Below are 24,211 nucleotides of genomic sequence, written 5' to 3'. Positions count from 1 at the left end.
CGGTCCGGGCCGGAGGCGGGCAGCTACCGCCCGTTCCGGCCCGGACGCCGGAACCGGCGTGCCGCCCCGCCGGCTTGGGTAGCTTCGACCCCATGCGTTTCGTCCCGCTCGACACCCCCAAGCCGATCTCCAAGATCGGCCTCGGCACCTGGCAGTTCGGTTCCCGCGAGTGGGGCTACGGCCCCGACTACGAGCGCCGGGCGACCGAGATCGTGCGGCGGGCGCTGGACCTGGGCGTCACCCTCTTCGACACCGCCGAGATCTACGGGTTCGGTCGCAGCGAGCGGATCCTCGGCGCGGCGCTCGGCGCGGAGCGGGCCACCGCCGTGGTCGCCACCAAGATCTTCCCGGTGCTGCCGGTCGCCCCCGTGGTGCAGCAACGCGCCGTCGCCTCCGCCGCCCGGCTCGGCGTGGCCGGCATCGACCTCTACCAGGTGCACCAGCCCAACCCGGTGGTCGCCGACACCACCACCATGCGCGGCATGCGCGCGCTGCAGGACGTCGGGCTGGTCGGCGAGGTCGGGGTCAGCAACTACAGCCTGCGCCGCTGGCGGTTCGCCGAGGCCGCGCTGGGCCGCCGGGTGCTCAGCAACCAGATCCGCTACAGCATGGTCGACCGCGGCCCCGAGGAAGACCTGATCCCGTACGCGGAACAGGCCGGCCGGATCGTGATCGCGTACAGCCCGCTCGCGCAGGGCTTCCTCTCCGGCCGCTACGACCCGAGCAACCCGCCGGGCGGGGCGGTCCGCCGGGCCAACCCGTACTTCCTGCCGGAGAACCTGGCACGCGGCACCGAACTGATCGCCACCCTGCGCGAGGTGGCCGCCGCGCACGACGCCACCCCGAGCCAGATCGCCCTGGCGTACCTGCTGCGCCACCCCAACGTGGTGGCCATCCCCGGCGCCTCCGGGGTGGAGCAGGTGGAGCGCAACGCCGCCGCCGCCGAGATCGACCTGGCCGACGACGAGTACGCCGCCCTGCGTACCGCCGCGCACACGTTCCGGCCGGTCACCGGGCTGGCCGCCGTACCCAAGCTGATCCGTGCCCGTACCCGGAGGTGACCATCATGGACGACATCACGGCCCTGATCCTCGACGACCACGCCTCCTTCCGGCGTGGCTTCGCCCGGCTCGACGACGCCCGCGACCCCGACGAGCTGCTGGCGATCTGGGAGGCGCTCGCCCTGCACCTGGACATCCACGCCGAGGCGGAGGAGGCGATCCTCTACCCGCACCTGGTGCGGCACGGCGACGACGGCGAGGACGAGACCGCGGACGCGGTCGGCGACCACAACAAGATCCGTGACGCCATCGCCGAGTCGAAGCTGCACGAGGTCGGCTCCGACGCCTGGTGGGCGGCGGTGTGGAAGGCCCGCCGGGAGAACAGCGAGCACCTGGCCGAGGAGGAGGACGAGGCGCTGCCCGACTTCCGCCGGCACGCCGGCGTGGAGCTGCGGGCCGAGCTGGGCGCGCGCTGGCTGCGGTTCTACGGCGAACACAAGAACGGCCGCAACCTGCCGTTCCGGGACAAGGACCCGGCCGCGTACGTGCGCGAGCACCGCTGAGCGCGGCGCGCGCCGGCCGGCGGACGGCCGGCGCGACCGGTCCGGCCGCCGGTGACGACCGCCGCCCGGCGGGGACGCGATCTCCCCGCCGCGGGGGAGTCGGTGCGCCGCCACCGGGCGGCCGAATGAGCCGGTGACGATCCGGGCCGCGCTGGCGCCGCTGGTGCGGGCAAGCACCTGGCGGCGCGCCGTGTTCCTGCTGCTCGGCGGCGTGCTCGCGCTGCCGTACGGCCTGCTCGCGGTGGCCTTCGCCCAACTGCTCGGCGGCCCGGGGGTGCCCCGCTCGATCGGGTTCGGGCTGCTGCTGGTGGCCGCCGCGCTCGCCGCCGTGCCGGTGTTCCTGGCCGGCAGCCGGGCGCTGGAGATCGCCGCCGCCCGGGCCCTGCTCGCGGTCGACCTGCCGGAGCCGGTCCCCGGCCACCGGATGGACCGGGAAACCCGGCTGCGCGCCGCGCTCTGGATCGCCCTGCACCTGCTCACCGGCGCGCTGGTGCTGTTCGCGGCGATCAGCGTCCTGCCCATGGGGCTGGTCTTCCTGGCCGGGCTCACCGGCCTGGACACCGGCGGCGTGCCCGGCGACGGCTTCGGCCCGCTCGACCCCGGCCACCCGGTCGCGGCGGGTCTGGCCGGGCTGGCGTTGCTCGTCGCGCTCGGCTACGCGGTGGCCGGGCTGGGCGGGCTCGCCGCCTCCATGGCGCCGGTGCTGCTCGGCCCGGCCCAGGCCGAGCGGATCGCCGCCCTGGAGGCCCGGACGGCCCGGCTGGCCGAGCGCAACCGGCTCGCCCGCGAGCTGCACGACTCGGTGGGGCACGCGTTGACCGTGGCGACACTCCAGGCCGGGGCCGGCCGCGAGCTGCTCGACACCGACCCGGAGTTCACCCGCCGGGCGCTGCGCGCCATCGAGGAGACCAGCCGCCGGGCCATGGACGACCTGGACCACGTGCTTGGGCTGCTCCGCGAGACGGCGGACGGACGGCCGCCCACGCCCACCGCGCCGCAGGCCACCCTGGACGGGCTGGACCGGCTGGTCGCCGACACCCGGGCCGCGGGCCTGGCCGTGGAGTCGCGGATCAGCGGGCCACTCGGCGGGCTGCCCGCCGTGGTGTCCCGCGAGGGATACCGGATCGTGCAGGAGGGGCTGACCAACGCGGCCCGGCACGGCCGGGGGCCGGTGCGCCTGCGGGTGGCCGTACCCGACGGGTGCCTGGAGATCGAGCTGGTCAACGCGCTGCGCGAGACCGCCGGGGCGGGTGGCGGCGGGCGTGGCCTGGACGGGATGCGGGAGCGGGTGCTGCTGCTCGGCGGGCGGCTCACCGCCGGCCGCGACGGCGACCGCTGGCGGGTCCGGGTGAGCCTGCCGACGCCGAGGGAGGAGACCGGGTGACCATCGACGTGCTGATCGTCGACGACGACGAGCTGATCCGCGTCGGCCTGCGGGCGATCGTGGACGCCCAGCCGGACCTGCGGGTGGTCGGCGAGGCCGCGGACGGCGCCGAGGTGCCGTCGCTGGTGGCCCGGCTGCGCCCCCGGGTGGTGCTCATGGACGTCCGGATGCCGGCCATCGACGGCATCCAGGCCACCCGGCGGCTGCTGGCCGCCTCCGTCGACCCGCCCCGCGTGCTGGTGGTCACCACGTTCGCCAACGACGAGTACGTCTACGCGGCGCTCCGCGCCGGGGCCAGTGGCTTCCTGCTCAAGCGGGCCCGCCCGGCGGAGGTGGTGGAGGCGGTCCGGGTGGTGGCCGCCGGGGAGTCGCTGCTCTTCCCGGCGGCGATCCGCCGGCTCGCCGGCGCGTACGGCGGCCGGGGCGGCGACGGGCTGCGCGCGGCCCGGCTCACCGAGCGGGAGGGCGAGGTGCTGCGGCTGATGGCCGCCGGGCTCTCCAACCCGGAGATCGCCGACCGCCTGGTCGTCGGCGTGGAGACGGTCAAGACCCACGTCGGCAACGTGCTGGCCAAGCTCGGGGTGCGCGACCGGACCCAGGCGGTGATCGCCGCGTACGAGTCCGGTTTCGTGGTCCCGACCGGCTGACCGGTCCCTCCCGCGAGGGAGGCGGTCCACCCCGGCGCGGGAGGGATCCGGAACCCGACCGGCCGAGGCTGAGGGCATGACGACAACGACCGATGCCCCACCCCGCCGGTCCACCCGGACCCGGCTCGACCTGGCCGCCCCGCTCGCCGCCGCCTGGCTCGGCGGCTGGGGCGTGCTCGCCCTGCTCTGCACCCTGACCGGCGCCGGCTACCCGTTCGGCGCCAACGACCCGCACGGCGGCGACGTCAGCCTGCTCCGGCTGGTGCCGGTGGACGTCGGCGCCCCGCTCTTCGCCGGGCTGCTGCTGCTCGCGGCCGTCGCGGCCCTGGCCATGAGCGGCCCGGTGCCGGTACGCCGGCCCGGCCTGCCCCGCGCGCTGCTGCTCGGCTACGGCTGGACGGTCGCGTTCGCGCTGGCCGTGGTCGTCCCCGACGCCCGGGTGCTGATCGTGCTCGGCTACCTGCCGATCCTGCTCATCGGCGCGCCGTTCGGCTGGCCGCCGGTCGACTACGGGCAGATCTTCGACTGGCCGCTGGCCGCCCGCTGCGCGGCCCTGATCGGGGGCGTCCTGCTGGCCGGGGCGCTGCTGCTCTGGCAGCGCCGGACCGTCGGCGCCTGCCCGGCCTGCGGCCGCGACGACCACGAGCGCGGCTGGACCACGCCCGCCGCGGCGGCCCGCTGGGGGCGCTGGGCCGCGTACGCCGCCGCCGCCATCCCGGTCGGCTACGCGGTCACCCGGTTCGCCTGGGCGGCCGGCATCCCGCTGGGCATCTCCCGGGACTTCCTCGCCGAGATGCGGGAGACCGGACTGGTCTGGGCCGGGGCAGGGCTGGGCGGGTTCGCCACCGTCGGGGCGATCCTCACCCTCGGGCTGGTCCGCCCCTGGGGCGAGCGGTTCCCCCGCTGGCTGCCGGGGCTGGCCGGTCGGCGGGTACCGATCAACCTGGCGGTCGTCCCCGCGACGCTGGTGGCGCTGTCGGTGACGGCGGCCACCCTGGGCCTGATGAGCAACCCCGAGTTCTGGCAGCTGGCCGGCGGGCTCAGCCTGACCTCCGCGCCGATGCTGCTCTGGCCGCTGTGGGGCGTCGCGCTCGGCGCGGCCACCCTGGCGTACCACCTGCGGCGGCGGGGCGGCTGCGCCCGCTGCCGGCGGCCCCGGCCGGCCCCGGTCGGGCGGCAGTACTGAAGACGGGCGGATGGTCACCCGGCCGCGCTAGCGTTGGCCGGGTGACCGCTCCCAACCAGGTTCCCCCGGTCCCGCCCGCCGACCTGCCGGGCACGCTCGGCGCGCTGCGGGCGACCGGCCATCAGTACCGCACGGTCAAGCAGGAGATCCGCGACAACCTCCTCGCCCGGATGCGCTCCGGCGAGGAACGCTTCCCCGGCATCGTGGGCTACCAGGACACGGTGCTGCCCGAGGTCGAGCGGGCCCTGCTCGCCGGCCACGACATGGTGCTGCTCGGTGAGCGCGGCCAGGGCAAGACCCGGCTGATCCGCTCGCTGGGCGCGCTGCTCGACGAGTGGACCCCGGTGCTGCCCGGCTCGGTGCTCAACGAGCACCCGATGCACCCGCTCACCCCGGCCTCCCGGGCGCTGGTCGCCGAGCACGGCGACGACCTGCCGATCGGCTGGCTGCACCGCTCCATGCGGTACGGCGAGAAGCTCGCCACCCCGGACACCAGCGTCGGCGACCTGATCGGTGACGTCGACCCGATCCGGCTCGCCCAGGGACGCAGCCTCGGCGACCCGGAGACCATCCACTTCGGACTCGTGCCCCGTACCAACCGGGGCGTCTTCGCCGTCAACGAGCTGCCCGACCTGGCCGAACGGATCCAGGTGGCGCTGCTCAACGTGCTGGAGGAGCGGGACATCCAGGTCCGCGGCTACCAGCTGCGGCTGCCGCTGGACCTGCTCCTGGTGGCCAGCGCCAACCCGGAGGACTACACCAACCGGGGCCGGATCATCACCCCGCTCAAGGACCGCTTCGGCGCGGAGATCCGCACCCACTACCCGGTCGACCTCGACCTGGAGCTGGCGTTGATCCGGCAGGAGGCCGACCTGGTCGCCACCGTCCCGGAGCACGTGCTGGAGGTGCTCGCCCGGTTCGCCCGCGCGGTCCGGGAATCGCCGTCGGTGGACCCGCGCTCCGGTGTCTCCGCCCGGTTCGCCATCGCCGCCGCCGAGACCGTCGCGGCCGCCGCGCTGCGCCGCTCCGGCCTGCTCGCCGCCGAGTCCGGGGAGGCCGGCCGACCCGGCGCGACCGGAACCGTCGACCGGGGCCCCGTCCGCTCGCCGGAGGCCCCGGTGGCCCGGGTGGGCGACGCCGTCTCGGTGACCTCCACCCTGCGCGGCAAGGTCGAGTTCGAGAGCGGCGAGGAGGGGCGGGAGATCGAGGTCCTGGCCCACCTGCTGCGCACCGCCACCGCCGAGACGTTCCGGGCCCGACTGGCCGGGCTGGACCTGTCCGGGTTCACCGCGCTGGTCGCCGAGGGCGGCATCATCGAGACCGGCGAGCTGGTCTCCTCCGCCGAACTGCTGCGCCAGGTCGGCACCGTGCCCGGGCTGGCCAAGGCGCTCGACCGGCTCGGCCTCGGCGACGCGCCCACCCCGGAGGAGGCCGCCGCCGGCGTGGAGTTCGTCCTCGAAGGGCTGCACCTGACCCGCCGGCTGGGCAAGGACGTCACCGAGTCCGGCCGCACCGTCTACGGCGGCCGGGGCTGACCGTGGCCGGCAACCGGTTCCGGTACGGGCAGTGGCGCGGCGGACCCGACCCGCTCGCCCCGCCGTACGACGTGCGGGCCGCCGTCGACGCGGTCGGCTCCGAGGTGCTCGCCGGCGGCAGCCTGCGCGAGGCGCTGCGCGACCTGCTGCGCCGCGGTCCGCAGGGCCGGGGCGGCCTGGACGACCTCGCGGCCCGGGCCCGCCGGTTGCGCCGCGACGCGCTGCGCCGCGGCGACCTGGACGGCGCGGTGACCCGGGCCCGCGCCCTGCTCGACCAGGCGCTCGCCGCCGAACGGGAGGAGCTGCGCGGCCGGGACGGCGACGACGCCCGCTTCGCCGAGGCCGTGCTGGACAACCTGCCCCGCTCCACCGCCCGGGCGGTGGCGGAACTCTCCGGGTACGACTGGGCCAGCGCCGAGGCGCGGCAGACGTACCAGCGGATCCTCGACGGGCTGCGCGGCGAGGTGCTGGAGCAGCGCTTCGCCGGGCTGCGCGACGCGGCGCGGGCCGCCGCCGACCCGGCCGCCCAGCGGCAGCTCGCCGAGATGATGCGCGACCTGAACGACCTGCTCGCCCGCCACGCCCGCGCCGAGGACACCACCGACGCGTTCGCCGAGTTCATGCGCCGGCACGGCGAGTTCTTCCCGGAGCGGCCCGGAGACGTCGACGAGCTGGTCGACGTGCTGGCCCGGCGGGCGGCGGCCGGCGAACGGCTGATGCGGTCGCTGTCGGACCGGCAGCGCGAGGAACTGGCCGGGTTGCTGCGCCAGTCCCTCGGCGACCAGCTCGCCGGGGAGCTGTCGCAGCTCGACGGGCACCTGCGGGCGCTGCGCCCCGACCTGAACTGGCAGCGCGGCGAGCGGGTCCGGGGCGACCAGCCGCTCGGCTACGGCGAGGCGACCGGCGCGCTCGGTGAGATTGCCGAGCTGGACGAGCTGCTGGACGCCCTCGACCAGGAACACCCGGGCGCCACCCTGGACGACGTCGACGTCGACGCGGTGGCCCGGACGCTCGGGCGGGACGCCGCCGACGACGTACGCCGGCTGCGCGAGCTGGAACAGGAGCTGCGCCGCCAGGGCTGGGTCACCCGCGACGCGGACGGCCTGACCCTCAGCCCGAAGGCGCTGCGCCGGCTCGCCGGCACCGCCCTGCGGCGGGTCTTCGCCGATCTCACCGCCGGCCCGCGCGGCCAGCACGACCTGCGCTCCGCCGGGGCGGCCGGTGAGGTCAGCGGTGCCTCGCGGCAATGGGAGTTCGGCGACGAGCAACCGCTCGACGTGGTGCGTACCCTCACCCGGGCGGTCCGCCGGGCCGGGCCGACGGTGCCGGTGCAGCTCGCCGTCGAGGACTTCGAGGTGGTCGAGACCGAACGGCGGGCCTCGGCGGCGGTGGCGCTCTGCGTCGACCTGTCGTACTCGATGATTTCCCAGGGGCGCTGGGGGCCGATGAAGCAGACCGCGCTGGCGCTGTCGCACCTGGTGGCCACCCGCTTCCCGCAGGACGCGTTGCAGATCATCGGCTTCGGCCGGCAGGCCCTGCCGCTCACCCAGCAGGAGCTGGCCGCGGTCGAACCGGACCTGGAGCAGGGCACCAACCTCCAGCACGCGCTGCGGCTGGCGGCGCGGCACCTGCGCCGTCACCCGGGTGCCGAGCCGGTGGTGCTGGTGGTCACCGACGGCGAGCCGACCGCGCACCTCGACCCGGACGACGGCGAGGCGTACTTCCACTGGCCGCCGCTGCCCGAGACCATCGAGGCGACCATCCGCGAGGTGGACAACCTGACCCGGTACGGGGCCACGCTCAACCTGTTCATGCTCGGCGACGATCCGGGGCTGCGCCGGTTCGTGGACGCCGTCGCCCGGCGCTCGAAGGGGCGGATGTTCACCCCGGACCTCGACGATCTCGGCGAGTACGTGGTCAGCGACTACCTACGGGCCCGGCACGGGCGCCGCTGAGCCGCCGTCCGCCGGTGCCCGTGGGGTGGGTGATCCACTCCGGTTGCGGCATGCCGTGGTGTCGAGGGCTCTTGAGGGGCGGCTCTGGCGCACACAGCCGGAACGCCGGCCTCTCCGGGGAAACCCGTCCGGGTGAACGGGGCCGGTTAGCTGCGGTGCGGTCGCCGGTGCCGGGGGTTGGATCGGGATATGGACCAGGTGGACGCCGCAGCGCTGCGGCGGGCGTACGAGTCGGTGCTCGCGGAGGTGGACACGGGTGGCTTCGGTCCGCCCGAGGACGGGGAGCTCAGCGCCGATCAGATCGTGGCGCACCTGGCCGCCAACGACGAGCTGATGAGCGAGGCGACGGAGGCGGTGCTGGCCGGCTCCCCGTTCGCCTACTACGACCTGGAGACGATCCACCGGCCGCAGCTGGACGCCCTGGTCGCCGAGTGCGGCGGGCTGGACGGGCTGGCCGCCCTGCTCCGGGCGACCAGCCAGAAGCTGTGCACGCTGGCGGAGCGGCTGGGTCCGGCGGCCGAGACGTCGGTCGACACCGTCCTGCGGGAGGGCTTCGACCTCGACGTCGACGAGTCGCTGCCCTGGGGTCGGGTGCTGGACCTGCACACCCGGGTGCACCTGCCGATGCACCTGGCCCAGCTCCGCGCCCTGCGCCGCCAACCCCACCTGGCCTGACGGTCCTGGCCTCGCGGCGATCCGGCACCCGCGCCGGCGATCGACCCGCCTGAACGCGGGCACACCCCCCACGGCCGGGCCAGGACGCGGCGCAGGGGTCAGCGGGAGGCGAGCTCAGGGGTGGGGCGGAAGGTGCGGCGGTAGGTGGTGGGGGCGACGCCGACCCGGGAGTGGAAGTGCTGGCGCAGGGCGGCGGTGGTGCCGAAGCCGGCGTGCCGGGCGACCCGGTCGACGGGCAGGTCGGTGGTCTCCAGCAGCAACCGGGCGTGCTCGGTGCGCTGGTGCAGCAGCCACTGCGCCGGGCTGAGCCCGGTCTCCGAGCGGAAGCGTCGGGTGAAGGTCCGTACGCTCATCCGGGCGTGCCCGGCCAGGTCGCGCAGGGCGATCGGCTCGTGCAGCCGCTGCCGCGCCCACTCCCGGGTGGCCGCGGTGCCGGCCTCCGCCGCCCGGGGCACCGGGCGCTCGATGTACTGGGCCTGGCCGCCTTCCCGCCAGGGCGGCACGACGCAGCGGCGGGCGGTCCGGTTGGCCACCTCGCTGCCGTGGTCGGTGCGGATGACGTGCAGGCAGAGGTCGATGCCGGCGGCCACCCCGGCGGAGGTGAGGATCCCGCCGGAGTCGAGGAAGAGCACCTCGGGGTCGAGGTCCACGGCGGGGTGCAGCCGGCGGAACCGGTCCGCGTACGCCCAGTGGGTGGTGGCCCGGCGGCCGGCGAGCAGGCCGGCGGCGGCGAGCACGAACGCGCCGGTGCAGATCGACATGATCCGGGCGCCGCGGGCGTGGGCGGCCCGCAGCGCCGCCGCCACGTCGGGCTCCAGCGTGCCGGCGGTGATCGGCGCGCCCTCGTGGATGCCGGGGACGATCACCGTGTCGGCCCGTTCCAGCAGCTCGAGGCCGTGCTCGGGGAGCACCTGGAAGCCGGCGGTGCTGCGCACGGGTCGCCGGCCGGGGGTGCAGACCTCGACGGCGTAGAGCGGGGTCAGGTCGGCGGTGCGGGCGGTGCCGAAGACCTGGGCGGGGGTGCCGAGGTCGAGGCCGACCACTCCGTCGAGGGCGAGGACGGCGATCCGGTGCGGGGTCATGGCCCGATTATTGCGCATGATGGCTTTCCGGCCACTCGTCGGGCCGCCCGGCGCCGCCGAGACTCGGAGCGTGACCCGACACCGTCTGCATCCGGCCTGGCTCGTGGCCGGCGTCTCCTTCGTCGCGCTGGTCGGCGCGGCCGGCTTCCGCGCCACGCCCGGGGTGCTGCTGCACCCGCTGCACGCCGAGTTCGGCTGGCCGCTGGCGACCATCTCCGCCGCCGTCTCGGTCAACCTGATGCTCTACGGGCTCACCGCCCCGTTCGCCGCCGCGCTGATGGACCGCTTCGGCATCCGCCGGGTGGTGGCCGGCGCGCTGGTGCTCGTCGCCCTCGGCAGCGGGCTGACCGTGCTGATGAGCGCCAGCTGGCAGCTGATCCTCTGCTGGGGCGTACTGGTGGGTCTGGGCACCGGTTCGATGGCGCTGGCCTTCGTGGCCACCGTCACCGGCCGGTGGTTCGTCGCGCGGCGGGGCCTGGTCACCGGCGTGCTCACCGCCGGCGGCGCGGCCGGGCAACTGGTCTTCCTCCCGCTGGTCGCGGTGCTGGTCCGCGACCACGGCTGGCGGCTGGCCGCGCTGGTCGTCGCCGGGGCCGCGCTGGCGGTCGTACCCCTGGTGGGGTGGCTGCTCCGCGAGCACCCGGCGGATCTCGGCCTGCCCGCCTATGGGGCCACCGAGGTGGTGGCGCCGGCGCCACCGGCCGGCGGGGCGGCGGCCCGGGCGGTCGGCGCGCTGGCCGCCGCCGCGCGGACCCGGCCGTTCTGGCTGCTCGCCGGCGGCTTCGCGATCTGCGGCGCGACCACCAACGGCCTGGTCGGCACCCATTTCGTGCCGGCCGCGCACGACCACGGCATGGCGGAGACGTCCGCCGCCGGCCTGCTCGCCCTGGTCGGGCTCTTCGACATCGTCGGAACGGTGGCCTCCGGCTGGCTCACCGACCGGGTGGACAGCCGGCTGCTGCTGGGCGCCTACTACGCGCTGCGCGGCGCGTCGCTGCTGGTGCTGCCGAGCCTCTTCACCGGCGGCACCCGGCCGAGCATGCTGGTCTTCATCGTCTTCTACGGCCTGGACTGGGTGGCCACCGTGCCGCCGACCGTGGCGCTGTGCCGGGAGTGGTTCGGGTCCTCCGGTGCGGTGGTCTTCGGCTGGGTGTTCGCCGCCCACCAGGTCGGCGCGGCCGTCGCGGCGACCGGCGCCGGTCTGGTCCGCGACCACCTCGGCGACTACGCCGCGGCCTGGTACGCGGCCGGCGCGCTCTCGATCGGGGCGGCCGGGCTCTCCCTGCTGCTGCGGCGCCGCCCCGACCAGGGGCCCGCGTTCGTGCTGCCGGTCGTGGCCGGCCGGCGGGCCTGGAGCTACCGCGGCTGACCGGTCAGCCGACCGCCCACCGCTGCTCGGCCGCGCCGGTGCACGGGACCTGTACCAGCGCGGCACCGGGCTGCGGATTGCCCCCCTCGGCCTGCGCGCACTTGCCGCTGTGCACGGCGACCAGCAGCACGGTGCCGTCCCCGGCGGGGTGCAGCCGCCACTGCTGGTTGCCCTGCCCGTGGCAGGGGTACTGCTGGAGCTTCGCGCCGTCCCCGGTGCTGGCCCCCTCGACGTCGAGGCACTGGTGGTAGGCGGCCACGGTGAGCGCCACCGCGTCGGGGCCGAGCTGGCTGGCCACCCACTGCTGCTCCGGCCCGCCGGTGCAGGGGGCGAGCCGCGCCTTCGCCTGCTGCTGGTCGCTCTCCAGCCCGAGGCAGAGCCCGGACGGCACCGAGCGGAACACCTTCGGCCCGTTCGCCGGGGCCGCGGTGGTCGGCGCGGCGGTCGACGGCGACGCGGCCGGCGTGCTGGGGGCGGCCGCCGTGGTGGGCGGGTTCTCGCTCACCGCCGCGGTGGGCACGGCCGCCGCGGGCACCACCGGCTGCGCGCCGCCACCGCCGCCGAGCACGCCGGTGGCGAAGAACACTCCCAGGAGTACGCCGACCACCGCCACGCCCAGCGCGATCCGCATCAGCGGGTCCTGCGGCAGGCCGGGCCGGCCGGTACGGCGGGCGCCGTAGACGGTGCCGGGCGGGTCGGTGCGCGGGTCGGCCATGAGGGCATCCTGACCCACCGCGACGCTCGATGGCCAGTCGCCGGGCCCGGGGGGTGATTCAGTCGACCACCCGGACGTCCTTCCAGAACGCCACCCGGTCACGGACCAGTTCCGCCTCCGGCTTCGGGTCCGGGTAGTACCAGACCGCGTCCTCGCTGGTCCGCCCCGCGTGCTCCAGGCTGTAGTAGGAGGCGGTGCCCTTCCACGGGCAGACCGTGTGGGTGGCGGAGTCGCGGATCACGTCGTCCCGCAGCGCCGTGCGGGGGAAGTAGTGGTTGCCCTCGACCAGCACGGTGTCGTCACTTTCCGCGATGACCAGGTCGTTCCAGACGGCTTTCGGCATGGCTCCACGCTATGCCCGACGGCGGGCTGGCGACCACCGGTCAGCGTTCGGGTTCCGGGTCGGTGACGTCGGCCACGGTCGCGGCGAGGGCGGTGAGGGCGGCGTCCGCGTCGACCGCCACGGCGGCCCCGTGCTCGCCCGCACCGAGGGTGATCTCGCGGCCGCGCAGCCGCTCGTCGGCGATCACCGGCCAGGCGGTGGTCGCGCCGAACGGGGTGATGGTGCCGCGCGCGTAGCCGGTGGCCGCCTTCGCCGCGGCCGCGTCCGGCATGGAGAGCCGGCTCACCCCGAGCAGGGCGCGCAGCTTGGGCCAGGAGATGACCCGGTCGCCGGGGGTGAGCACGAACAGGTGGTCGTCCGGGCCGCGGCGCACCACGATGGTCTTGACCACGTCCGGCACCGGGACGCCGCGCGCCCGGGCCGCCTCGGCGAGGCTGCCGACCGGGCCGTGCCGGATCACCCGGTACGGCAGGTCGGCGGCGTCCAGGGCGGCGAGAGCGGGGGACGGCATGGTCGCCACGGTAGCCCGCCAGCCGTTCAGCTGACCCGGAACCGCCACTGTGGTCATCCCACGAATTGTCGTACCCGGGCGTAAGGTGATCTCATGCACGCTGTCCGTGATCATGAGCGGGCGGTGGACACGCTGCGGCGCTCGTACGCCGCGGTGCCCGCCGGGGAGCCCGTACGGCTGGCCAAACGCACCTCCAACCTGTTCCGACCGAGATCCGCGCCGAAGGTGCCCGGGCTGGACGTCAGCGGCCTGACCGGGGTCCTCTCGGTCGACCCGGCCGCCCGGACCGCCGACGTGCAGGGCATGTGCACGTACGAGGACCTGGTCGACGCGACCCTGCCGCACGGGCTCATGCCGCTGGTGGTGCCGCAGCTGCGCACCATCACCCTGGGCGGCGCGGTGACCGGGCTGGGCATCGAGTCCACCTCGTTCCGCAACGGCCTGCCCCACGAGTCCGTGTCCGAGCTGGACATCCTCACCGGGACCGGGGAGATCGTCACCGCCCGGCCGGTGGGCGAGCACGCCGAGTTGTTCCGGGCCTTCCCCAATTCGCTGGGCAGCCTCGGTTACGCCACCCGGCTGCGCATCGAACTCCAACCGGTACGCCGGTACGTGGCGCTGCGCAACATCCGGTTCAGCCGGCTGGAGGAGCTGACCGACGCGATCGCCGAGGTGGTCGCCAAGGGCTCCTGGGAGGGCGACCCGGTCGACGCCATGGACGGGGTGATGTTCAGCCCCGGCGAGGCGTACCTGGTGCTCGGCACCTTCACCGACGACGCGACCGGCCCGCCCAGCGACTACACCGGCCAGGACATCTACTACCGCTCGCTGCGCCGGCGCACCCGGGACGTGCTCACCGCGTACGACTACATCTGGCGGTGGGACACCGACTGGTTCTGGTGCTCGGCGGCGTTCGGGGTGCAGCACCCGGTGGTCCGCCGGCTCTGGCCGCAGCGCTACCGGCGCAGCGACTTCTACCACCGGCTGGTCCGCCTGGAGCACCGGCACCAGGTGGCTGCCCGGATCGACCGCTGGCGGGGCCGCCCGGCCCGCGAGCGGGTGGTGCAGGACGTCGAGATCCCGCTCGACCGCACCGCGGAGTTCCTGCGCTGGTTCGCCCAGGACGTGCGGATGACCCCGGTCTGGCTCTGCCCCCTGCGGCTGCGCGAGCCGGCCGGGCCCGGATCCGCCCGGGCGTGGCCGCTGTATCCCCTCCAGCCGGGCGAAACCTATGTGAACATCGGCTTCTGGGGGAGCGTGCCGATCGCCGAGGGCGCCGCCGACGGCGACGTCAACCGGGAGATCGAGCACGCGGTGTCGGAGGCGGGCGGGCACAAGTCGCTCTACTCCGACGCGTACTACGACCGGGCGGCGTTCGACCGGCTCTACGGCGGGGAAACCTGGCGTGCCGTGAAGGACCGCTACGACCCGGACCACCGGCTGACCGGACTGTACGAGAAGGCGGTAGCACGACAATGAGTCTGATCGATCGAGAGAAGGGCGCGGCGGGCGTCCCGGCGACTCCTCCGGCGGGGGGCCGGCGCGGCGGACCGACCGTGGCCGACGTGGTCCGGGCGGTCACCACGGGCGACCTGCCCATCCGCATCACCGGGTACGACGGCAGCGCGGTCGGCCCGGCCGACGCCGGGATCACCCTGGCGATCCATTCCGAGCGGGGCCTGTCATACCTGCTCACCGCCCCCGGCGACCTGGGCATGGCCCGGGCGTACGTGAGCGGCGATCTGGGCCTGGAGGGCATCCATCCGGGCGATCCGTACGAGGCGCTCACCGTGCTCAAGGACGAGCTGCACCTGCGCCTGCCGTCGGTGGGCGAGGCGCTCTCCCTGGTCCGGGGGCTGGGCTGGGAGCGGCTGTTGCCGCCGCCGCCCCCGCCGCAGGAGTCCGCGCCGCGCTGGAAGCGGGTGATGAACGGGCTGCGCCACTCGCGTACCCGGGACAGCAGCGCGATCTCGCACCACTACGACGTGTCGAACGCCTTCTACGAGAAGGTGCTCGGCCCGTCGATGACGTACACCTGTGCGGTCTTCCGCAGCCCGGAGGACACCCTGGAGGAGGCGCAGCGGGCCAAGTACGACCTGGTCGCCGGCAAGCTGGCGCTCAAGCCGGGGATGCGGCTGCTCGACGTCGGCTGCGGCTGGGGCGGCATGGTCCGGCACGCGGCCCGCGAGTACGGCGTCAAGGCGCTCGGGGTGACCCTGTCCAGGGCGCAGGCCGAGTGGGCGCAGGCGGCCATCGAGCGGGAGGGTCTCGGTGAGCTGGCCGAGGTGCGCCACCTGGACTACCGGGACGCCCCGCGTGAGCAGTTCGACGCCATCTCCTCGATCGGGCTGACCGAGCACATCGGGGTGCGCAACTACCCGGCCTACTTCGGCGCGCTGCGCAGCCGGCTCAAGCCCGGCGGGCGGCTGATGAACCACTGCATCACCCGGGCCAACAACCGTGCCCCGCACCGCTCGGGCGCGTTCATCGACCGGTACGTCTTCCCGGACGGCGAGCTGGCCGGGCCGGGCCGGCTGATCAGCGAGATCCATGACGCCGGGCTGGAGGTGCACCACGAGGAGAACCTGCGCCAGCACTACGCGCTGACCCTGGCCGGCTGGTGCCGGAACCTGGTCGAGCACTGGGACTTCTGCGTGGACGAGGTGGGGCCGGGCACCGCCCGGGTCTGGGGGCTCTACATGGCCGGCTCCCGGTTGGCCTTCGAGCGCAACGACATCCAGCTGCACCAGGTGGTCGCCACGCACAACGGGCCGCAGGCGGTCAACGGCTATCCGCTGCGCCCGGACTGGACGCCCTGACCCGCTGACCGACGACCGAGAGGCCGCGCGATCCGCGCGGCCTCTCGTCGAGCCTATTGACAAAGAAGTTTTGTACGTACAAACTGATTTTGCCATGAGAGACGTCCTGTACCTGGAAGCACGCGAGCAGGCCGAGATCCTGCTCAAGCCGCAGCGCATCGAGGTGCTGCGGCAGCTCGCCGAGCCGCGCACCTGCACCGAGGTGGCCGCCCGGCTCGACCAGACGCCGCAGCGGGTCTACTACCACGTCAAGCAGCTGGTCGCGGCCGGCCTGGTGGAGCAGGTCTCGGCCCGCAAGGTGCGCGGCATCAGCGAGGGCATCTACCAGGCGGTGGCCCGGTCGTACTGGCTCTCGCCCCGCCTGGTCGGGCGGCTCGGTGACCGCCGGATCCGCGACGAGCTGAGCCTGGGCTACCTGCTCGACCTCGTGGAGGAGGTCCAGGCCGACATCGCCGGGCTGGACCGCAGCAAGCCGGAGCTGCCCTCGATCGGGGTGTCCGGCGAGATCAGAGTGCCGGCCGAGCGCCGGCAGGAGTTCCTGCGCGACCTGCAGTCGACGCTGCAGGACCTGTTCACGCGCTACGGCGGCGCCGAGGGGGATGCCTTCAAACTCGCCGTGGCCTGCTACCCGAAAGGTGACGACCGTGAGTGAACCGCTGACCGTCCGGGCCCGTCTCGCCGCCCCCGTGGACGCCGTGCGCCGCGCCCTGACCGACCCGGCCGAGCTGCGCGTCTGGCTGGCCGAGCAGGCCGAGGTCGAGCTGCCGCACCGGTACGAGTTCTGGGGCCGCTACACCCCCGAGGGAGACGCCCCGCACCAGCGGCTGCTGCACGCCGACGAGCGCACCCTGCGCTTCGCCTGGACCCTCGACGGGGTGGAGACGACCACCGAGTTCGAGCTGGCGCCCGAGGGGGCGGGCACCCTGCTCACCCTGCGGCAGAGTCACTTCGACATGGCCGAGGCGATGAGCGGCAGCAGCATCCGGGGCGTGCTGCAGACCTTCTGGGCCCTCTCGATCGCCAACCTCGCCGCCCACGTGGCGGGCGAGCCGCTGCTGCCGCGCACCGACTTCACCTCCGCCGACCTGCGCGCCGAGCTGACCATCGACGCCCCGCTGGACCGGGTCTGGACCTCGCTGACCGACTCGGAGCAGGCCAGCGCCTGGTTCGGCTACCCGATCGGGATCGAGCCCTGGGTCGGCGGCCGGTACGCCATGGGCGGCTTCGAGACCGGCTACGCGGCCAAGGTGGTCGACCTGGACCCCGGCCGCACCATCTCGGTGGACTGGGGACCGGTCGGGGTCAGCACCTGGGAGCTCGCCGAGTCGGCGGGGAAGACGAAGCTGACCATGGTGCAGAGCGGCTTCGACGAGACCAACCCCCCGTACCCGGCCTGGTGCGGCAACGTGGCCGGCCTGTTCGAGCTGCGGCGCTTCAACGAGCTGGCCGACTGGCAGCCGATCTGGGTCTCCGCGGAGCTGCCGACCAGCGCCTGACCCGGCCGTTCCCGTCCCTGCCGCCGACGTCGACGGCGGGGACGGGTCGGCTAACCCCCGGCTTCGGCGGCCCGGCGGAGCAGCGCCCGCCGCTCGGGCTCCGAGCGGACCGCGTCGGCCGCCGCCCGGAGCAGTGCCGCGGCCCGGCGCAGGTCGCCCAGCCGCGCGGTCAACTCGGCCTCCGCGGCCACCGCCGCCGGGTAGCCGTCCAGCGCACCGCCGGCCCGCGCCTCGGCCAGCAACTCCAGCCCGCGCTCCGGGCCGTACGCGAAGCCGTGCGCCACCGCCCGGTTCAGCCGGACGACCGGGGTGGGCGTGCGCTGGACCAACTCGTCGTACCAGCCGGCGATGGCCGGCCAGTCGGTGTCGGCGGCGGTCGGGGCGGTGGCGTGGCCGGCGGCGATCCGGGCCTGGAGGGCGTACGGGCCGGTGCCGGCGCGGTCCAGCAGCGCGACGCCCTCGGCGATCTCGGCCCGGTTCCAGCGGGAGCGGTCCTGCTGGTCGAGGGTGAGCAGGTCGCCGTCGGCGTCCCGGCGGGCGGCCCGGCGGGAGTGGTGCAGCAGGAACAGGGCGAGCAGCCCGGCCGGCTCCGGCTGGTCCGGCAGGAGCGTGTGCAGCAGCCGCGCCAGCCGGACCGCCTCGGTGGCGAACGCGGGCTCGCCGCTGGCGTCGTACCCCCGGGTGAAGAGCAGGTAGAGCACGGCCAGCACGCCCGGCAGCCGCTCGACCAGCGCGGGCCCGGTCGGCACCCGGTACGGGACGCCGGCCGCCGCGATCCTCGTCTTCGCCCGGGTGAGCCGGCGGGTCATGGTCGACTCGCTGACCAGGAAGGCCCGGGCGATCTCGGCGGTGGGCACGCCGGCCACGGTGCGCAGGGTCAGGGCCACCCGGGCCTCCAGCGCCAGCGCCGGGTGGCAGCAGGTGAAGATGAGCCGCAACCGGTCGTCCACCACGTCCCCCTCCCGCGGCGCCGGCTCCGGATCGGTGAGCAGCGCCAGCTCGCGCAGCTTGCGCCGTTCCACGGCGGCCCGGCGCAGCACGTCCACGGCCCGGTTCCGGGCGGCCGTCATCAGCCAGCCGCCCGGATTCCCCGGTACGCCGTCGCGGGGCCACCGCTCCAGCGCGGCGGCCAACGCCTCCTGTGCGCAGTCCTCGGCGAGGGTCCAGTCGCCGGTGACGCGGATCAGGGCGGCCACGATCCGCGGGTACGCCTCGGCACCCGCGTCGGCGACCGCCCCGGCCGCGTCGGTCACCCGGCTCAGTCCTCCACCAGCGGGCGCAGCTCGATCCGGCCCGCGTACGCCATCGGGTGGGCGCGGACCACCTCGATCGCCTCGTCCAGGTCGGCGCACTCCAGCAGGTCGAAGCCGACGATGACCTCCTGGGTCTCGGCGAACGGGCCGTCGGTGAGCAGCAACTCCCCGTCCCGGACCCGGACCGTGGTGGCCGCCGACGGGGGCGCGAACCGGCTGCCGGTCACCCGCTGCCCGTTGGCGTCCCGCTCGGCCACCCACTGCTCGATGTCGGGGGCCGCGCTCGGGTCCTTGTCGGGCTCGGTGTCGGTGCAGACGAGCATCATGTACTTCATCGGTTCACTCCTCCAGGTTGTGCTTGCACCCAGCCTGACGAACGGGGGACCCCGATCCGGACAGCCGGTGCCCAGATTTTTTCCGAGCGCCCGGCCCGCCTCGACGGACTACGCGGAGGAGTCCCTGAGGATGGGTGGCATCGGCGTCCACGGGCTCGCGGACACGGCGGCCTCGACCAGTCTGACAAGTTCGTCGCCGAGCGGCCCGCCGCGGAAGATGGAGCGCAGCTGGGCGATGATGACCGCAAGGCCGTGCTCCGTCCCGCCGATCGAGCGGGCGTAGCCGGCCAGGACCTGGGCGATCTCCGGCGCCGTTGACATGACCATGCGGCGGGTCAGCTCGTACTCGACGCTGCTGGCGAGGAAGAACTCCAGCCAGCCCGGAATGGGGCGGGTGGGCGCCAGGCCCTGCTCGCCGTGGGCCAGCAGCGGTGGCTGCAAGCGGTCGAAGTGGGCCCGGAAGGCTTTCCGGTCGGCGCCGTACTGGGCGAACGGGAAGACGAACAGCTCCGGCGCCTCCCGCCGGATCTCGAACGCCCGGGCGGCGATCGAGAAGAGGTAACGGATCCGGGCACCGTTCATGGTCGGCTCGGGCAGCCGGTCCTCCTCCAGCCGGAAGATCTCGGTGGCCACGACGTCGGGGTCCTGCTCCCCGATGACCGACCCCATCAGGTCCGAGACGGTGTCGTGCGGCGGGTACCCGACGTGCGCCGTCAACTCGGTGAGGAACTGCCGGACCGCGGCCGGGTCGAACGGATCCAGCTCGACGTCGAACCGGAACCCTTCGGTGAGTCGCACCAGCAGGGCGAACGAGGCGCCAGGGCTCCAACCCCGCCTCACGAACGTCCCGGCGGTCGGGGCCAGGGGCGGGTACGGCCCGTTCAACGCCATGTCGCACAGGGCCGCCAGGCCGATCTCGCTCGCCACCGACACCGGCTTGCCGCCGTCGTAGAACAGGTCGTGGGCGACCCCGTAGATGCCGGACAGGAGCGGTGTGAAGTTGAACGGGCCACGACCGGCCCGGTTGAGGTCGCTGCCGATCTTGAACACCTCGGAGATGCGGGCGGCGCACTCCATGAGATGCCGGGTGCCGACGAGCCACCCCCGGTGATCGAGGATGACCGGAACCTCGTCGATCGGTTGCAGGTCGGCCCACGTCCGCAGCAGCGAGTGGTCCGGATCGCCCCGACAGACCTGGGTGACGACCGGTCGTTGCAGGTCGGCGAGAAGAAGGAAGGCCGGCGGCCGCCCGTTGTCGGCGAGAGCCGTGAAGTCACCCTTCCGGCAGCCGGCGAACATTCTCCTGGACGCCTCCACCCGCTCCCACCCGATCACGGCCGGGCTGTCGCGGAACCGACCGTCGCACAGCGGCAGGTCGTCGACGGTCAGCTCCTGGACCGGCAGGTTGCCGGCGATCAGCCCCGCTTGCGTCTCCAGCAGGAGGCTGGTGAACAGCCCGGCCACCGTGCCGATCTGTTGCAGCCAGTGATGCCGCTCGTGCAGGAGCGCCCCGAGCAGCGACACGATCGATTCGTAGTCGTCGTCCGCACCGGGAACGCGGGCCAACTCGATCGCGAGGCCGAGCGGATTAAGCGACCCCAGGCTGCTGTGGAACAGGCTGGGACTCGCCTCGTTGCGGTGGCTCTGCAGGCGCGAGGAGTTCGACAAGCCGCTTCATCTCTTTCTGGCTGCTGAGCGGGCCCTCGAACGTGACCGTCGTGCCGGCCCGGGTGGTGCGGACCTCGACGGTGGCCCGGCGCTGCTCCAGATAGGTCACGACGATGTCGCGCACCACCTTGAGCCCGCCGGCGGAGGAGACGACGAGCACCACCGAGTGCAGCAGCGAGCTGCTCATCGCGGTGTTGTGCGGATCGGCCTCGTGGCAGGTCACGCCGGGCAGATCGAGATGAGCGAGGAGACGTTCCGCCGTGGCGAAGTCCTCGCCGCCAGCGGTGATCTGGATGTGGACCTTCTCGGTCAGTGCATCGCCCACGAGCGCCCCTTGTCGGCTCCTGCGCTGGATCGCTGCCCAGCGTACTTCGTGGGTCAAGCGCCACCGGCGCCACAAGATCGCAATTCCGGGGCCGAGGTGCGGGGGTGCGGCAGGTGCAAAAGGTCCGCCGACGGGGTAATGCCGGGCGATGTTCTTCATCTTCGGGCTCCGGACCAGGGTCGTCCGATCCGGCGTCGTCACCGAGGTCTGCCGCAACTGCGGCAACCAGGCCGCCCAGGTCATCACCCGGCGGGCCACGAAATTCAGCCTCTTCTTCGTCCCGCTGATCCCGGTGCGCACCCGCTGGACGAAGCAGTGCACCTTCTGCGGCGCCGAGTTCGACGTGCCGCGGGCCGAGGCCGAGCGCCTCCCGGTCGGCTGACGCGTGGCCCGCCTCCTCCGCTGGCTGATCGGCCGTCCGCCGGTCGCCGCGCCCCCGCCGGTGCACACCGTGCCCCGCCCGCCGTGCACGCCCGGCCGCCGGCACCGGCGCCGCAGCCGGCCGTCGGCGGGCGCCGAGTCGCCGCGCTCGCCCTGGAACCGCTCCGCCGGCCGCTGACCCGCCCTCCGCCGGCGCGGGTCCGCCGACTCGCCCTCCGTCGGAGCGGTCGCTGGCCCGCCCGCCGTCGGCGGGCGGATCCGACCGGACCCGGCCGGGCACCGGCGGGGCGGCGCGCTGGCGGCCGGACCGGCGGGGAGCGCCTATCCTGGCGGATCATGACGGACATCGCGCACCGCCTGGCCGAGATCCGGGGCGGCCTGCCGCCCCGGCGGCACAACGCCCGGACCGTCGCCGCGCTGACCGGCAACCCGGGCTGCACCCGGCGCGCGGTGCTGGACGGCGCCGGGGTGGACAAGCCCAGGCTGGCCGAGCGGATCGGCTTCCCGACGCGGTTCGGCCAGTCCCGCTTCGCGATCACCCGGGGCAACGCGTTCGAGGCGCAGGTCAAGGCCGGCGGCGGGGTCGAGCTGCTGCGGCTGGTCGCGGAGCGGCTGGGCGTACCGGTGCCGGCGGCGGCGAGCTGGACGGACCTGGGCGGTGACGAGGACCGGCCGGAGCGGTCCCGGGCCGCGCTGACCGCGGCGGGCGAGGAGGCCGCGCTCTTCGACCACCCGCTGCTCGGCCTCGACGTGGCCGGCCGGCGGGTGCACCTCGAACCGGACCTGGTGGCCGCCCGGCTCGCCGGCCGGTTCCACGTCGTCGAGATCAAGTCCTTCCCGGTGATCGACGGCCAGGCCGACCCGGCCAAGGTCTCCGCCGCGGCCATCCAGTCCGCCGTCTACGTGCTGGCGCTGCGCGAGCTGCTCGCCGCCGGCGGGCGGGACCCGGAGCTGGTCTCCCACGAGGTGGTGCTGGTCTGCCCGCGCGACTTCACCAACCGGCCGGTGGCCAGCCTGCTGGACGTCCGCCGGCAGCTGCTGGTGCTGCGCCGCCAGCTCGACCGGATGGACCGCCTCGACGACCTGCTCGCCACCGTGCCGGCCGGCTTCACCGCCGACGTCACCGCCGACCCGGCGACCCTCACCGCCGCGCTGGCCGACGTACCGGCCCGCTACGCGCCGGAGTGCCTGGCCTCCTGCGAGCTGGCGTACTTCTGCCGGCGCGAGGCACGCGACCAGACCGCGGCGCTGGGCCGGTCGGTGCGCGAGGCGCTGGGCGGCGTCGCCGAGGTCGGCGAGGTGCTGGCGCTGGCCGCCGGCGAGCGGACCCCGGAACCCGGGCAGGCGGAGGCCGCCGCGCTGCTGCGGGCCGCCGCGCGCCTGCGCGCCGAGGCCCTCGCCGGGAACCCCCGATGAGTACGCTGCGCGCCCTGGCGCAGGCGCAGGCGCTCGCCGCCGGGGCGGCCCAGCCGGTGGCCACCGTGCGGCACCTGCACCTGTCGCCGCGCCCGCTGGTGCTGGTGCCGCTGGCGATGGCCGGTGAGGCGAACGCCCCGCTGGCGGCGGTGGTCGGCACCGCCCCCGACCGGCCGCGGCTGCTGGTCGTGCCGCAGCCGCGCAACCGCGACCAGCGCTACCGGTTCGCCGCGGAGCTGGCCGAGGAGGTGCTGCCGTACCTGGACTCGTTCCGGGACGCCACCGAGGCGGTGCCGGTGGACCGGGGCCGGGACGTGCGGCACCGGTACGTGGACGCGCCGCAACTGCTGGTGCCGAACCCGGCCGGGATCACCTTCCTGCGCCTGTTCGGCCGCTCCACCCGGTTCCGGCGGCCGGACGGCGACCACCCGGTGCACCCGTCGGTGCCGCTGCTCGGGCGCTGGCTGACCTTCTTCGCCGAGCGCGCCGAGCAGCCCGGCTCGGCCGCGCTGGTGGCGCTCACCGAGGCGCTGACCCTGCACTGGGCCACCGGGCAGAGCGCGGTGGAGGACCTGCACCTGCCGGCGCTGCTCGGCTGGATCGACCCGCCGCCCGGCTCGACCGGTGCGGAGGCGGCGGCCCGGGCCGAGGACCCGACCGTCTGCCCGCCGGCCGGCCCGGCCACCGATCCGGACTTCGACAACCGCCACCTCGCCCCGGCGATCGCCGGGTACGCGGCCGCGGCCGACGACCCGGTGGCCCGCGCTGGGGCGTACGCGGAGCTGGCCGGGCTGCTGCGCGACCAGCTCATGCCCACCTGGGAGCTGATGTGGCGCGGCGTGGGGTTGCTGCGCGCGCTGCCGCCCGGGGCGCGGGTGGCGGGCCGGTGGGACGGCGACCGGGACGCCTTCACCGGGTACGCCGAGCACGTCGACGCCGGGGGCGGGCCGCAGCCGCGCCGCGACGGCGCGGTGGCCGCGGCGGTGCGGCTGCACCGGCTGGAACGCGCCGCCGCCTCGTACGCGGTGCAGCGCGCCTACGACGACCCGCTGGTGATGGCCGAGCACCGGCTGACCGGGGAGGCGTTCGTCGGCGAGGTGACGCTGGCCGACCCGGCCCGGGTGGACGACAGCGGCAGGCGACCCGTGTTGAGGCCGCGCATCCAGGTGGTCACCACCGAGCCGGTGCTCGTGCCGGTGGGCGCGACGCTGTACTCGCCGGCCCGGCCGGCGCAGAAGTCGAAGGTGGTCTTCGTGACCCCGGGCGCGGACGGCAAGACCGAGGTGGTGCTGGAGCTCTCCGGCGGGATGGGACGCGGGCTGACCGCGCCGCCGGGCAGCGTGCCGGAGGTGGGGGAGCGGCTCTGCCTGACCACCCTGTCGGACGCCTTCCTGCCGGCCGGCGCGTTCCCGGCCACCGAGGAGACCCCGTGGACGCACGGCGGCCCGCCGGCCGGGGCGGTCGACGCGGCCCCGGTCGCCGACGGCGACCCGGCCGAGGAGTGGGCCTGAGTTCCCCGCTGGGATGACCGGGGGCGGGCCGGCTCGCCCGT

At 75.0% G+C, this 24,211-nt stretch carries 24 protein-coding genes; 16 read left to right on the top strand and 8 right to left on the bottom strand.

Annotated elements, in window-relative coordinates; translation table 11 throughout:
* Window positions 1-92 precede the first annotated feature (92 nt).
* The 8 genes from ACIBPB_RS00710 to ACIBPB_RS00675 all read left to right on the top strand — a co-directional run bounded on the left by ACIBPB_RS00710 (window position 93) and on the right by ACIBPB_RS00675 (window position 8,946).
* Window positions 93-1,061 (top strand): aldo/keto reductase, encoded by a 969-nt coding sequence (locus tag ACIBPB_RS00710; RefSeq protein WP_396837559.1) that lies wholly within the window; start codon window positions 93-95, stop codon window positions 1,059-1,061.
* A gap of 5 nt (window positions 1,062-1,066) precedes the next feature.
* On the top strand, window positions 1,067-1,564 hold the full coding sequence (locus tag ACIBPB_RS00705) for a hemerythrin domain-containing protein (protein WP_396837558.1): 498 nt from the start codon (window positions 1,067-1,069) through the stop codon (window positions 1,562-1,564).
* Between the two features lie 133 nt (window positions 1,565-1,697).
* Window positions 1,698-2,948 (top strand): sensor histidine kinase, encoded by a 1,251-nt coding sequence (locus ACIBPB_RS00700; RefSeq protein ID WP_396837557.1) that lies wholly within the window; start codon window positions 1,698-1,700, stop codon window positions 2,946-2,948.
* Window positions 2,945-3,595, top strand: a complete 651-nt coding sequence (locus tag ACIBPB_RS00695; RefSeq protein ID WP_396837556.1) for a response regulator — start codon at window positions 2,945-2,947, stop codon at window positions 3,593-3,595. The genes ACIBPB_RS00700 and ACIBPB_RS00695 overlap by 4 nt, the downstream gene beginning before the upstream one ends.
* A 76-nt stretch (window positions 3,596-3,671) precedes the next feature.
* Window positions 3,672-4,781 (top strand): hypothetical protein, encoded by a 1,110-nt coding sequence (locus ACIBPB_RS00690; protein ID WP_396837555.1) that lies wholly within the window; start codon window positions 3,672-3,674, stop codon window positions 4,779-4,781.
* Window positions 4,782-4,822: 41 nt separating this feature from the next.
* A complete protein-coding gene (locus ACIBPB_RS00685; RefSeq protein ID WP_396837554.1) occupies window positions 4,823-6,316 on the top strand; it encodes a magnesium chelatase in 1,494 nt (497 codons plus the stop codon).
* A gap of 2 nt (window positions 6,317-6,318) precedes the next feature.
* Window positions 6,319-8,271 (top strand): VWA domain-containing protein, encoded by a 1,953-nt coding sequence (locus ACIBPB_RS00680; protein ID WP_396837553.1) that lies wholly within the window; start codon window positions 6,319-6,321, stop codon window positions 8,269-8,271.
* Window positions 8,272-8,469: 198 nt separating this feature from the next.
* Window positions 8,470-8,946 carry a hypothetical protein gene (locus tag ACIBPB_RS00675; RefSeq protein ID WP_396838146.1) on the top strand — a complete coding sequence of 159 codons (477 nt, stop codon included), beginning with the start codon at window positions 8,470-8,472 and terminating at the stop codon, window positions 8,944-8,946.
* 98 nt (window positions 8,947-9,044) lie between these two features.
* On the opposite strand, the gene ACIBPB_RS00670 is transcribed toward ACIBPB_RS00675, so the two are convergent.
* Complete coding sequence (locus ACIBPB_RS00670; RefSeq protein ID WP_396837552.1) at window positions 9,045-10,028, bottom strand: GlxA family transcriptional regulator; 984 nt, start codon at window positions 10,026-10,028, stop codon at window positions 9,045-9,047.
* A 70-nt stretch (window positions 10,029-10,098) separates the two neighbouring features.
* Between ACIBPB_RS00670 and ACIBPB_RS00665 the strand changes: the two genes are divergently transcribed.
* Window positions 10,099-11,397: an MFS transporter gene (locus ACIBPB_RS00665; RefSeq protein ID WP_396837551.1), complete on the top strand. Its 1,299-nt coding sequence runs from the start codon at window positions 10,099-10,101 to the stop codon at window positions 11,395-11,397.
* A 4-nt stretch (window positions 11,398-11,401) separates the two neighbouring features.
* On the opposite strand, the gene ACIBPB_RS00660 is transcribed toward ACIBPB_RS00665, so the two are convergent.
* Genes ACIBPB_RS00660 through ACIBPB_RS00650 form a run of 3 tightly spaced genes read right to left on the bottom strand, consistent with a single transcriptional unit; the run spans window position 11,402 to window position 12,966 of the window.
* Window positions 11,402-12,112, bottom strand: a complete 711-nt coding sequence (locus tag ACIBPB_RS00660; RefSeq protein ID WP_396837550.1) for an RICIN domain-containing protein — start codon at window positions 12,110-12,112, stop codon at window positions 11,402-11,404.
* 58 nt (window positions 12,113-12,170) lie between these two features.
* Complete coding sequence (locus ACIBPB_RS00655; protein ID WP_396837549.1) at window positions 12,171-12,455, bottom strand: DUF427 domain-containing protein; 285 nt, start codon at window positions 12,453-12,455, stop codon at window positions 12,171-12,173.
* 40 nt (window positions 12,456-12,495) lie between these two features.
* Window positions 12,496-12,966 carry an aminoacyl-tRNA deacylase gene (locus ACIBPB_RS00650; RefSeq protein WP_396837548.1) on the bottom strand — a complete coding sequence of 157 codons (471 nt, stop codon included), beginning with the start codon at window positions 12,964-12,966 and terminating at the stop codon, window positions 12,496-12,498.
* Between the two features lie 93 nt (window positions 12,967-13,059).
* Here ACIBPB_RS00650 and ACIBPB_RS00645 point away from each other — a divergent pair, with 93 nt between their 5' ends.
* From ACIBPB_RS00645 to ACIBPB_RS00630, 4 genes are all read left to right on the top strand, one after another.
* Window positions 13,060-14,445, top strand: a complete 1,386-nt coding sequence (locus ACIBPB_RS00645) for an FAD-binding oxidoreductase (RefSeq protein WP_396837547.1) — start codon at window positions 13,060-13,062, stop codon at window positions 14,443-14,445.
* Entirely contained in the window at window positions 14,442-15,785 is a 1,344-nt protein-coding gene (locus ACIBPB_RS00640) for a class I SAM-dependent methyltransferase (RefSeq protein WP_396837546.1), read from the top strand. Before ACIBPB_RS00645 ends, ACIBPB_RS00640 begins: the two co-directional genes overlap by 4 nt.
* A 94-nt stretch (window positions 15,786-15,879) precedes the next feature.
* Complete coding sequence (locus ACIBPB_RS00635) at window positions 15,880-16,437, top strand: helix-turn-helix domain-containing protein (RefSeq protein ID WP_396837545.1); 558 nt, start codon at window positions 15,880-15,882, stop codon at window positions 16,435-16,437.
* Entirely contained in the window at window positions 16,430-17,281 is an 852-nt protein-coding gene (locus ACIBPB_RS00630) for an SRPBCC family protein (protein ID WP_396837544.1), read from the top strand. Before ACIBPB_RS00635 ends, ACIBPB_RS00630 begins: the two co-directional genes overlap by 8 nt.
* 50 nt (window positions 17,282-17,331) lie before the next feature.
* On the opposite strand, the gene ACIBPB_RS00625 is transcribed toward ACIBPB_RS00630, so the two are convergent.
* The 4 genes from ACIBPB_RS00625 to ACIBPB_RS00610 all read right to left on the bottom strand — a co-directional run bounded on the left by ACIBPB_RS00625 (window position 17,332) and on the right by ACIBPB_RS00610 (window position 20,862).
* The gene (locus ACIBPB_RS00625; RefSeq protein ID WP_396838145.1) at window positions 17,332-18,543 is read right to left on the bottom strand and encodes an RNA polymerase sigma factor; all 1,212 of its coding nucleotides are present in this window, start codon (window positions 18,541-18,543) and stop codon (window positions 17,332-17,334) included.
* On the bottom strand, window positions 18,540-18,869 hold the full coding sequence (locus ACIBPB_RS00620) for a YciI family protein (RefSeq protein ID WP_046567865.1): 330 nt from the start codon (window positions 18,867-18,869) through the stop codon (window positions 18,540-18,542). The genes ACIBPB_RS00625 and ACIBPB_RS00620 overlap by 4 nt, the downstream gene beginning before the upstream one ends.
* A gap of 108 nt (window positions 18,870-18,977) precedes the next feature.
* Window positions 18,978-20,537, bottom strand: a complete 1,560-nt coding sequence (locus ACIBPB_RS00615; protein WP_396837543.1) for a hypothetical protein — start codon at window positions 20,535-20,537, stop codon at window positions 18,978-18,980.
* Window positions 20,458-20,862 carry a hypothetical protein gene (locus tag ACIBPB_RS00610; RefSeq protein ID WP_396837542.1) on the bottom strand — a complete coding sequence of 135 codons (405 nt, stop codon included), beginning with the start codon at window positions 20,860-20,862 and terminating at the stop codon, window positions 20,458-20,460. The genes ACIBPB_RS00615 and ACIBPB_RS00610 overlap by 80 nt, the downstream gene beginning before the upstream one ends.
* Window positions 20,863-21,010: 148 nt before the next feature.
* On the opposite strand from ACIBPB_RS00610, the gene ACIBPB_RS00605 reads away from it, so the two are divergent.
* The 3 genes from ACIBPB_RS00605 (at window position 21,011) to ACIBPB_RS00595 (ending at window position 24,170) form a co-directional block, all read left to right on the top strand.
* Window positions 21,011-21,244 (top strand): zinc-ribbon domain-containing protein, encoded by a 234-nt coding sequence (locus tag ACIBPB_RS00605; protein WP_357315369.1) that lies wholly within the window; start codon window positions 21,011-21,013, stop codon window positions 21,242-21,244.
* Between the two features lie 335 nt (window positions 21,245-21,579).
* A complete protein-coding gene (locus ACIBPB_RS00600; RefSeq protein WP_396837541.1) occupies window positions 21,580-22,659 on the top strand; it encodes a hypothetical protein in 1,080 nt (359 codons plus the stop codon).
* Entirely contained in the window at window positions 22,656-24,170 is a 1,515-nt protein-coding gene (locus ACIBPB_RS00595) for a hypothetical protein (RefSeq protein ID WP_396837540.1), read from the top strand. The genes ACIBPB_RS00600 and ACIBPB_RS00595 overlap by 4 nt, the downstream gene beginning before the upstream one ends.
* Window positions 24,171-24,211: the final 41 nt, after the last annotated feature.

The sequence above is a fragment of the Micromonospora sp. NPDC049836 genome (assembly GCF_044465125.1).
Lineage (GTDB): Bacteria > Actinomycetota > Actinomycetes > Mycobacteriales > Micromonosporaceae > Micromonospora.
This window is presented reverse-complemented; position numbering and strand designations above follow the sequence as displayed.

Excerpts from the sequence above, each read along its gene's own strand:
- ACIBPB_RS00620 (WP_046567865.1), bottom strand. The coding sequence starts at position 18,869 with ATGAAGTACATGATGCTCGTCTGCACCGACACCGAGCCCGACAAGGAC.
- ACIBPB_RS00705 (WP_396837558.1), top strand. The coding sequence starts at position 1,067 with ATGGACGACATCACGGCCCTGATCCTCGACGACCACGCCTCCTTCCGG.
- ACIBPB_RS00640 (WP_396837546.1), top strand. The coding sequence starts at position 14,442 with ATGAGTCTGATCGATCGAGAGAAGGGCGCGGCGGGCGTCCCGGCGACT.
- ACIBPB_RS00605 (WP_357315369.1), top strand. The coding sequence starts at position 21,011 with ATGTTCTTCATCTTCGGGCTCCGGACCAGGGTCGTCCGATCCGGCGTC.
- ACIBPB_RS00645 (WP_396837547.1), top strand. The coding sequence starts at position 13,060 with ATGCACGCTGTCCGTGATCATGAGCGGGCGGTGGACACGCTGCGGCGC.
- ACIBPB_RS00595 (WP_396837540.1), top strand. The coding sequence starts at position 22,656 with ATGAGTACGCTGCGCGCCCTGGCGCAGGCGCAGGCGCTCGCCGCCGGG.
- ACIBPB_RS00710 (WP_396837559.1), top strand. The coding sequence starts at position 93 with ATGCGTTTCGTCCCGCTCGACACCCCCAAGCCGATCTCCAAGATCGGC.
- ACIBPB_RS00690 (WP_396837555.1), top strand. The coding sequence starts at position 3,672 with ATGACGACAACGACCGATGCCCCACCCCGCCGGTCCACCCGGACCCGG.
- ACIBPB_RS00635 (WP_396837545.1), top strand. The coding sequence starts at position 15,880 with ATGAGAGACGTCCTGTACCTGGAAGCACGCGAGCAGGCCGAGATCCTG.
- ACIBPB_RS00660 (WP_396837550.1), bottom strand. The coding sequence starts at position 12,112 with ATGGCCGACCCGCGCACCGACCCGCCCGGCACCGTCTACGGCGCCCGC.
- ACIBPB_RS00600 (WP_396837541.1), top strand. The coding sequence starts at position 21,580 with ATGACGGACATCGCGCACCGCCTGGCCGAGATCCGGGGCGGCCTGCCG.
- ACIBPB_RS00650 (WP_396837548.1), bottom strand. The coding sequence starts at position 12,966 with ATGCCGTCCCCCGCTCTCGCCGCCCTGGACGCCGCCGACCTGCCGTAC.
- ACIBPB_RS00655 (WP_396837549.1), bottom strand. The coding sequence starts at position 12,455 with ATGCCGAAAGCCGTCTGGAACGACCTGGTCATCGCGGAAAGTGACGAC.
- ACIBPB_RS00670 (WP_396837552.1), bottom strand. The coding sequence starts at position 10,028 with ATGACCCCGCACCGGATCGCCGTCCTCGCCCTCGACGGAGTGGTCGGC.